This is a genomic window from Methylobacterium sp. CCH5-D2 (genome assembly GCF_001556475.1).
In the GTDB taxonomy this organism is placed as follows: Bacteria; Pseudomonadota; Alphaproteobacteria; order Rhizobiales; family Beijerinckiaceae; genus Methylobacterium; species Methylobacterium hispanicum.
In genome coordinates this window covers 1-7,534 of sequence record NZ_LSIX01001165.1, presented here as the reverse complement: position 1 = coordinate 7,534, position 7,534 = coordinate 1, and the positions used below count along the sequence as shown (strand labels likewise).

The following is a 7,534-nucleotide window of genomic DNA, read 5'->3' as shown; positions in this document are numbered from 1 at the left end:
GGCGCTGGAGCGCGTGGCGCGGCCCGCCCGCCGGGCCGGGCTCACCGACGACATCGCCTTCAACCTCTACGACACGGCGCTCGTCGTCGATCACGCGGCCGGCACCTGCCGGCTCGTCGCCACGGGCTTCCCGGAGACGGACGGCGCCGCCCGCGCGGCCCGCGCCGAGGCCCGGCTCGCCGCCTTCGCGGCGCTGCTGGGGCAGGGGGGGCCGGACCCTGTGCCCCCCTGCCCCGTCCCGGCCCTCGACTGGCGCTCGAACTTCACCCGGGCCGGCTACGAGGCGGCGGTGGAGCGGGTGCGGGACTACATCCGGGCCGGCGACATCTACCAGGCCAACATCGCCCAGCGCTTCAGCGCGGAGCTGCCGGCGGGCTTCGACGGCTTCGCGCTCTACCGCGCCTTGCGGGCGGCGAACCCTGCGACCTTCGGGGCCTACCTCGCCTTCGAGGGACTCACCGTGGCCTCCAGCTCGCCCGAGCGCTTCCTGAAGCTCGCCGGTCGCCGCGTCGAGACCCGGCCGATCAAGGGCACGGCCCGGCGCCTGCCCGACCCGGAGGCCGACCGGGCGGCGGCCGAGGCGCTCCAGCGGAACCCGAAGGAGCGGGCCGAGAACATCATGATCGTGGACCTCCTGCGCAACGACCTGTCGCGGGTCTGCGAGGCCCACAGCGTGCGGGTCCCGACCTTGTGCGGGCTGGAAACCTACGCGGGCGTTCACCATCTGGTCTCGGTGGTCACGGGCACGCTGCGGGAGGGCCTCGACGCCCTCGACCTCGTGGCCGCCACCTTCCCGGGCGGCTCGATCACCGGGGCCCCGAAGATCCGCGCCATGGACATCATCACCGAGATCGAGGGCGACGCGCGCGAGCTCTATTGCGGCGCCATCGGCCGGATCGGCTTCGACGGGGCGCTCGACACCGCGATCGCCATCCGCACCGTGGTGATGGACGCGCGCACGGCCGTGCTCCAGGCGGGCGGCGGCATCACCCTCCTGTCGGAACCCGGTCCGGAATACGACGAGACCCTGGCCAAGGCCGCCCGGGTGTTCGAGGCCTTCGGGGGGAGGGCGCCGGCGTGACGGCTGCGGTCATGGGATCCCCAAGGGCCGAGGTCCTTGGGCGGGGTCCCGGGGCAGCGCCCCGGGTTGGCCCCTCCGACCCGGCACAGCCGGGACGGAGGAGCCAAATGCAGGGTTCCACCCTGCACCCGCCAAAGGTCTCGACCTTTGGAATCCACGACACGCGCGGTTCCCGCCCATGATCCTCGTGCTCGACAACTACGACTCGTTCGTCTTCAACGTCGTCCGCTACATCGAGGAACTTGGCGAGAGCGTGCGGGTCGTGCGCAACGACGCCCTCGACGTCGCCGGGATCCGCGCGCTCGCGCCCGACGCCCTCGTGGTCTCCCCCGGCCCCTGCACGCCCGCGGAGGCCGGGATCTCGCTGCCGGCGATCCGCGAACTCTCCGGCAGCCTGCCGATCCTCGGCGTCTGCCTCGGGCACCAGGCGATCGGCGCGGCCTTCGGCGGCAGCGTCGAGCGGGCGATCCGGCCGCTGCACGGGCAGGCGACCCCGGTCGATCACGGGGGGCAGCGCCTGTTCCGCGGCCTGCCCGCCCCGATGCAGGTCGGGCGCTACCATTCCCTGGTGGTCCGGCCCGAGCCCGGCATGGAGCGCCACCTCGCGGTCGACGCCCTCTCCTCGGAGGGCGAGGTGATGGCCCTCTCCCACCGCGAGCACCCGACCTACGGCATCCAGTTCCACCCGGAATCGGTGCTGACCGAGGGCGGCCACGCCCTCTTCGCGAACTTCCTGGACCTCGCCCGCGCCTGGGCGAAGGATCGGCGGAGCGATGATGCTGTGGCTTGACGGGCGCCTCGGCGCGGAGACGGTCGCGCCCTTCGACCTCACCGACCGGGGCTTGAGCCTCGGCGACGCGGTGTTCGACACCGCGCTCGCCCTCGACGGCCGGGTCGCCTTCGCGGACGCCCATCTCGACCGCCTCGTCGCGGGCGCGGAGACGCTGGGCTTCTCCGTCGATCCCGACAGGGCGAGGGCGGCCCTGCGGGCGCTGGCCGCGACAGGCCCGCGCCTCGCCATCCGCACCACCGCGACCCGGGGCACCGGCCCGCGCGGCTTGAAGCCCCCGGCCGAGCCGCGCCCCGTCCTCTACGCCACCGCGGCGCCGAGCGCGGCGGCGCTCGCCTTCGCGCCCCTGAGCCTCTGGGTGACCGGGATCGCCCGCAACGAGACCTCGCCGGTCTCGCACCTCAAGACGCCGGGCTATCTCGACGCGGTGCTGGCCGCCCGCGACGCCGCGGCGGCCGGCTTCGACGAGGCGCTGTTCCGCAACACGCGCGGGCGGGTCGCCTGCGCCGGCACCGGCAACCTGTTCGGGATCCTCGGGGACCGCCTCGTTACGCCACCCCTCGCCGACGGCGTCCTGCCGGGCATCGTGCGGGCCGAGGTGCTGGGCCTGGCCGGTGGGGTGGGCCTGCACCCCGAGGAGCGCTCCCTCGCACTGCCCGAGCTGCTGGCGGCGGACGCGGTCTTCCTGACGAACTCGCTGCGGCTGATCGCGCCGGTGCGGGCGGTCGGCGAGACGCGGTTCGCGAGCGCGGGGCATCCGGGCCTCGCGCGCCTCGTCGCGGCCCTGACCGATCGGGTGGCCGCGTCCTGCGGCGTGCCGACATCGCGCGTGGCCGAGGCCGGCGGACCATGAGGCCGGCGGGGCAGGGGCGCGCGATGGCGGACGGGCGCTTCCGGCTGCGCCTCGCCCTCGCCGGCCTCTATGCCGGGATCGGCGCCGTGCATCTGGCCCGGCCGGACCTGCTGATGCCGATCATGCCGGCTTCCGTGCCGGAGCCCCGGCTCGTCATCCTGGCGACGGGCCTGTGCGAGATCGCGGGCGCCGCGGCGCTCCTCGGCCAGCGCTTCCGCCGGGCCGCAGCGATCGGGCTCGCCCTCTACGCGGTCTGCGTCTACCCGGCGAACCTGAAGCATGCCCTTGAGGGCATCAGCGTCCCGGGCATCCCGGATTCCTGGTGGTATCACGGGCCGCGGCTGGCCTTTCAGCCGGTCCTGGTCTGGGCCGCGCTCTGGGCCGGCGGCCTCGTCGATTGGCCGATCAAGGGTTCTCCAAGGGCCTGAGGCCCTTGGGCGGGGCCCGGGGCTCTGCCCTGCACCCGCCAAAGGTCTCGACCTTTGGAATCCACGACCTCAGCCGCGCTCGGCCCGCTTCACCGCGACCCAGGCCGCCTCCATGGCGGCGAGGTCGCTCCCCGCGAGCGCGGCGCCCGAGGCCCGCAACTCCTCGGCCATGGCGGTGAAGCGGCGCTCGAACTTGGCGGTGCCGGCCCGCAGCGCCGCCTCCGGATCGACCCCCGCATGGCGGGCGAGGTTGGCCACAGAGAACAGGAGGTCGCCGATCTCCTCCGCGAGCTCCGCTCGGTCGCCGTTGGCCAGCGCCTCCGCCACCTCGTCGGTCTCCTCGCGGACCTTGTCGATCACCTGCGCGGCCTCCGCCCAGTCGAAACCGTAGGCAGCGGCCTTGCGGGAGATCTTCTCGGCGCGGGCGAGGGCCGGCAGCGCCAGCGCCACCCCGGCCAGGGGCGGGGGTTCGGCCGCGCCGGCCTCCGGCGCGCGGGCCGCCTTCTCGGCCCGCTCCCGCACCTTGATCGCCTCCCACAGCGCCTGGACCGCCTCAGGGTCGCGGGCGGGCGCGCCCTCGGGCAGCAGGCGCCCTGCCCCGTCGAAGACGTGCGGGTGGCGCCGGATCAGCTTGGCGACGATCGCCCCGGCCACGTCGTCGAACCCGAAGGCGCCGGCCTCCTCGGCCATGCGGGCGTGGAACACGACCTGCAGCAGCAGGTCTCCGAGCTCGTCGCGCAGGTCGTCCATGTCGCCGCGCTCGATGGCGTCGGCCACCTCGTAGGCCTCCTCCAGCGTGTAGGGCGCGATGGTCGCGGATGTCTGGGCGACGTCCCAGGGGCAGCCGCGCCTCGGATCGCGCAGCTCGGCCATCAGCCGCAGCAGGGTCCGCATCGGCGTCTCGGTCATCGGGAAGGGCTCCGGATCGCGGTGGGAAAAGGGGCTCGGGATGGGGACAAGCCCGTCTTATTCCCTGAATTCCATTGGGAGAAAGACGGGATCGGGGTCGTTCTCCGAAGCGAACGACGGGCCGGACCCCTTAGGAGAAGTATCAGGAAGGATTCTCAGAGAGTCAGTTCTGCAGGTTATATGGGGTGGCAGATTTCGCTTGCGCCAGAGAGGGTTGAGGCCGGTCCGCGCATCCGACTCTGCGCGGATGCGTATCCGATTCTGCGTGCCTCCGTATCGGATTCTGCGCGGTCGTGCCGGGGTGGCGTATCGGAGTCTGCGCGGTCCCGCATGCGATTCGGCGTGGATGGCGCTCCCGGGCGGTGCAGAACGGGGACAAGGCGGGCGCTCCGGGGCGTATCGAACTCTGCGCGGTCCGGACAGGCCGGCCGGCCCCCGTATCGAACTCTGCGTGCGCACCGTCCGGCCCGGACGGGGAGGGGGGCGGAACGCGTGGATTGCCGGGACAACCCGCCCGGCCCCGCGATTCGTCCGAGACTCGCGGGGACCGAATCGTGCGATGCAGGTTCGTTACGGCAGGGCTCCCCTGCCCTCCGACGATCCCCCGGCGACGCGACAGACCTCCACAGTGACGGGCATCGAGCAGAAACTGGCCCTGATCCGCGACGCCGACCTCCTGCAGGAGGTCGAGGCGGCCCGCGGCGGCTTTCTGTTCGCCCAGATCGTCGAGCACATCCTGCACCGCCAGCGCGAGCGCGACGCGGCCCGCACCGTGGAGGCGGCCCGCGAGCAGGCCCGCGCCCGCATGGGCCGCGACCAGCGCCGCCGCGACGCGGTGCGCCTCGTCATCGAGAACGAGCCCGCGGCGCCCGAGAACCTCCAGCACATCCACTCGGTGCTGGCGCTCTGCGGCCTGCCCTACCGGGATCCCGGCGGGGCCCGCGAGTTCAGCCGCACCTACGGCCGCAACTCGCTGAGCCTGGTGGCCGGGCGCCTCAAGGACCCGCTCACGGGCGCCTGGGAACCGCAAGGGCTGCCCTACGGCCCGAAGGCGCGCCTCGTGCTGCTCCACCTCTGCACCGAGGCCGTGCGCCAGCGCAGCCCCACCGTGGAGGTCGCCGACTCGCTCTCGGGCTTCATGCGCGAGATGGGCTTCGCGGTCACCGGCGGCGAGCGCGGCACCATCCGGCAGTTCAAGGAGCAGGTCCACCGGCTCGCCGCCTGCTCGATGCAGATCGGCCTCTGGGACGGGCAGGGGCAGGCCAGCACCCTCAACGTGCCGCCCTTCCGCAGCCTCGACCTCTGGCGGGGGCAGGGCGGCGGGGAGGGGCCCGCATGGTCCCGCACCGTCCAGTTCCACCAGGAGTTCTACGACACGCTGGTGCGCCACGCGCTGCCCGTCGACGTGCGGGCGGCGCGCGCCTTCTCGGGCTCGGCGCGCAAGCTCGACCTGCTGTTCTGGCTCGGCTACCGCCTGCGCGCCCTGCCCCGGCCGCTGCGGCTGACCTGGGAGAACCTGCACGGCCAGTTCGGGGCCGAGAACGCCAGCATCCGCAGCTTCCGCCAGGCCTTCCGGGCCGACCTCGCCCATCTCTGCGAGGTCTTCCCGAAGCTGCCGGCCAGCCTCGACGACCACGGCCTGCTGCTGCAGCCGGCCGATCCCGGCGCCCTGCTGGTGCCGCCGAAGCAGGGAACACGGAACGGAACGAGCAAGGGAATGAAGCTCCGCGCCTGATCGGTTCGGTATATTCCATTCATTCCGAAACTCGTTCCCTCGGCACGGAAAGGCGCCCGGCCGCCTCGCGGTAACGGGGCGACGCCGCGAGGCGCACCGCGTCGGTATTCCGGGGCTCCCTGCATTCCCACGATGCGCAAAATTCCGTGCGACGCCATCTTCCATTGGAAAGACCGGTCCGCTAGACTGACGGAACAGAATATTCCATTGGATGCGGCGCATGGTTCCGTCAGAGGCCGAGATCGAGGCGCGGCTCGCCGATCTGCGCCGCCGCCGCGAGGCGATCGACCGCGAGATCGCCGACCACCTGCTCTACCTCGAACTCGGCCGGCGCCTCCGGGCCGGTGCCGCGGCAGGGGACATGGCGGGAGGTTCGGCGGGAGGTTCGGCAGGGGGGCCGGCGGCCGATCGCGTGCCGGTCCCCGGCCCCGAGGCGCCGGGCCGGGCGGAGGCGGCAGACGCCGCGGCGGCCAGGGATGCCTTGGCCAGGGATGCCTGGACCAGGGAGGCCGCGGCCGGGCCGGACGGCCGGGCCCCGGCGGGGTCGTGGCCGGGCTCCGGGACGGGGGGCGGGCCACGGTTCGGCCAGGATCCTGACCAGGATCCCGGGCAGGATCCCGGCCTTGCCGGCCATCGCTTCGCCCCGCACGGTCGCGCACCGGGCACCGGGCAGAGCGGGGGGCCGGGCGGCGTTGACGGGGATGCGCGGAGCCGGGCCGTGCCGGCCTCGCGCCCGTCGCCGCGGGACACGGCCGCGCCGGCGGCGCCCCACCCCGGGTCGGAGGGGCCGCCGCCCCCGGTCCCCTTCGACGAGGATCCGGCGGCCGCCCGGCGCTACGGCCGGGCGCTCGTCGAGGCGGCCGTGGGGGTGCTCGCCGCGGCGGGCCGGCCGATGCATGCGGGCGAGATCCTGGAGCACCTCGTGGCGCGCGGCTTCGGCGTGCCGGGCCAGGATCCGGTCGCCGCCCTCAATACCCGCCTGTGGAAGCGCTCGGGCCCCGGCGGCCCCCTGCGCCGCCTCGGCGAGGCCGTCTACGACCGCGCCGGCCCCTCGAGCCCGTGAGGTCGCGGACCGCCGGGGTCCGGCCCGGGGCGAATGAAACTTCTGCGTTGATGCTCTCGAATACTCAACCAGCGGTCGAATAATCGGCGCCGGCCGGGCCGCGGACGGAGCGGGTCCGCGCTCATGATTTGCGGATTTCGCCGTGCGATCAGAGGCTTGTAATGAACCGGCCGTTTACCCGCCGGGGTTGGAGTGCCGTGTTCCAGACGCTTTAACGTTGTGCACAATCAGAGCATGAGCCAATCATCTTCCGAATTTGAGCGGATTGTGTCCGCATTGGGGGCGTCGAACCACAGAAAATGTCGCCTGTTTCGAAACAGGCAGCAATAAACCCTCTTGACCAAGACAGGCGTGGAATCGATCTTCCCGGCCGAGCGTAGAGGGTCCGGCAATGGATGAGGTCATGGACGAGCAGCACTCCGATCACATCGGTCTCGCGGTCGAGATCGTCGCGGCGTACGTGGCGAACAACTCGATCCCGCCCGGCGATCTGCAGGGATTGATCACCTCCGTGCACGGCGCCCTCGTCGGATTGTCGCGGCGCGCCGACGGCGATGCACCGGCCGTCGAGAAGCTGACGCCGGCCCAGATCCGCAAGTCGATCACCAACGACAACCTGATCAGCTTCGAGGACGGCAAGCCCTACAAGACGCTGCGCCGCCACCTCACCCTGCG

General features: G+C 72.9%; 8 protein-coding genes. 7 read left to right on the top strand and 1 reads right to left on the bottom strand.

The features are described 5' to 3' along the window. From pabB to AX737_RS31615, 4 genes are all read left to right on the top strand, one after another. On the top strand, nt 1-1,081 hold a 1,081-nt coding region (gene pabB / locus AX737_RS31630), incomplete at its 5' end, for an aminodeoxychorismate synthase component I (RefSeq protein ID WP_066928210.1). A 178-nt stretch (nt 1,082-1,259) separates the two neighbouring features. Beyond that, entirely contained in the window at nt 1,260-1,871 is a 612-nt protein-coding gene (locus AX737_RS31625; protein WP_066928204.1) for an aminodeoxychorismate/anthranilate synthase component II, read from the top strand. Then, the gene (locus AX737_RS31620) at nt 1,858-2,724 is read left to right on the top strand and encodes an aminotransferase class IV (RefSeq protein ID WP_066928207.1); all 867 of its coding nucleotides are present in this window, start codon (nt 1,858-1,860) and stop codon (nt 2,722-2,724) included. The genes AX737_RS31625 and AX737_RS31620 overlap by 14 nt, the downstream gene beginning before the upstream one ends. A gap of 23 nt (nt 2,725-2,747) precedes the next feature. Beyond that, entirely contained in the window at nt 2,748-3,152 is a 405-nt protein-coding gene (locus AX737_RS31615) for a DoxX family protein (RefSeq protein ID WP_066928202.1), read from the top strand. Between the two features lie 69 nt (nt 3,153-3,221). Here AX737_RS31615 and mazG read toward each other — a convergent pair whose 3' ends face one another. Next, nucleotides 3,222-4,061 (bottom strand): nucleoside triphosphate pyrophosphohydrolase, encoded by an 840-nt coding sequence (gene mazG, locus AX737_RS31610; protein WP_066928200.1) that lies wholly within the window; start codon nt 4,059-4,061, stop codon nt 3,222-3,224. Nucleotides 4,062-4,689: 628 nt separating this feature from the next. Between mazG and AX737_RS31605 the strand changes: the two genes are divergently transcribed. The 3 genes from AX737_RS31605 to AX737_RS31595 all read left to right on the top strand — a co-directional run. Continuing rightward, a complete protein-coding gene (locus tag AX737_RS31605; RefSeq protein WP_066928198.1) occupies nt 4,690-5,796 on the top strand; it encodes a replication protein RepA in 1,107 nt (368 codons plus the stop codon). Nucleotides 5,797-6,016: 220 nt separating this feature from the next. Next, complete coding sequence (locus AX737_RS31600; RefSeq protein ID WP_066928206.1) at nt 6,017-6,859, top strand: hypothetical protein; 843 nt, start codon at nt 6,017-6,019, stop codon at nt 6,857-6,859. Nucleotides 6,860-7,262: 403 nt separating this feature from the next. Next, a partial coding sequence (locus tag AX737_RS31595) for a MucR family transcriptional regulator (protein WP_245293534.1) occupies nt 7,263-7,534 on the top strand: 272 nt, incomplete at its 3' end.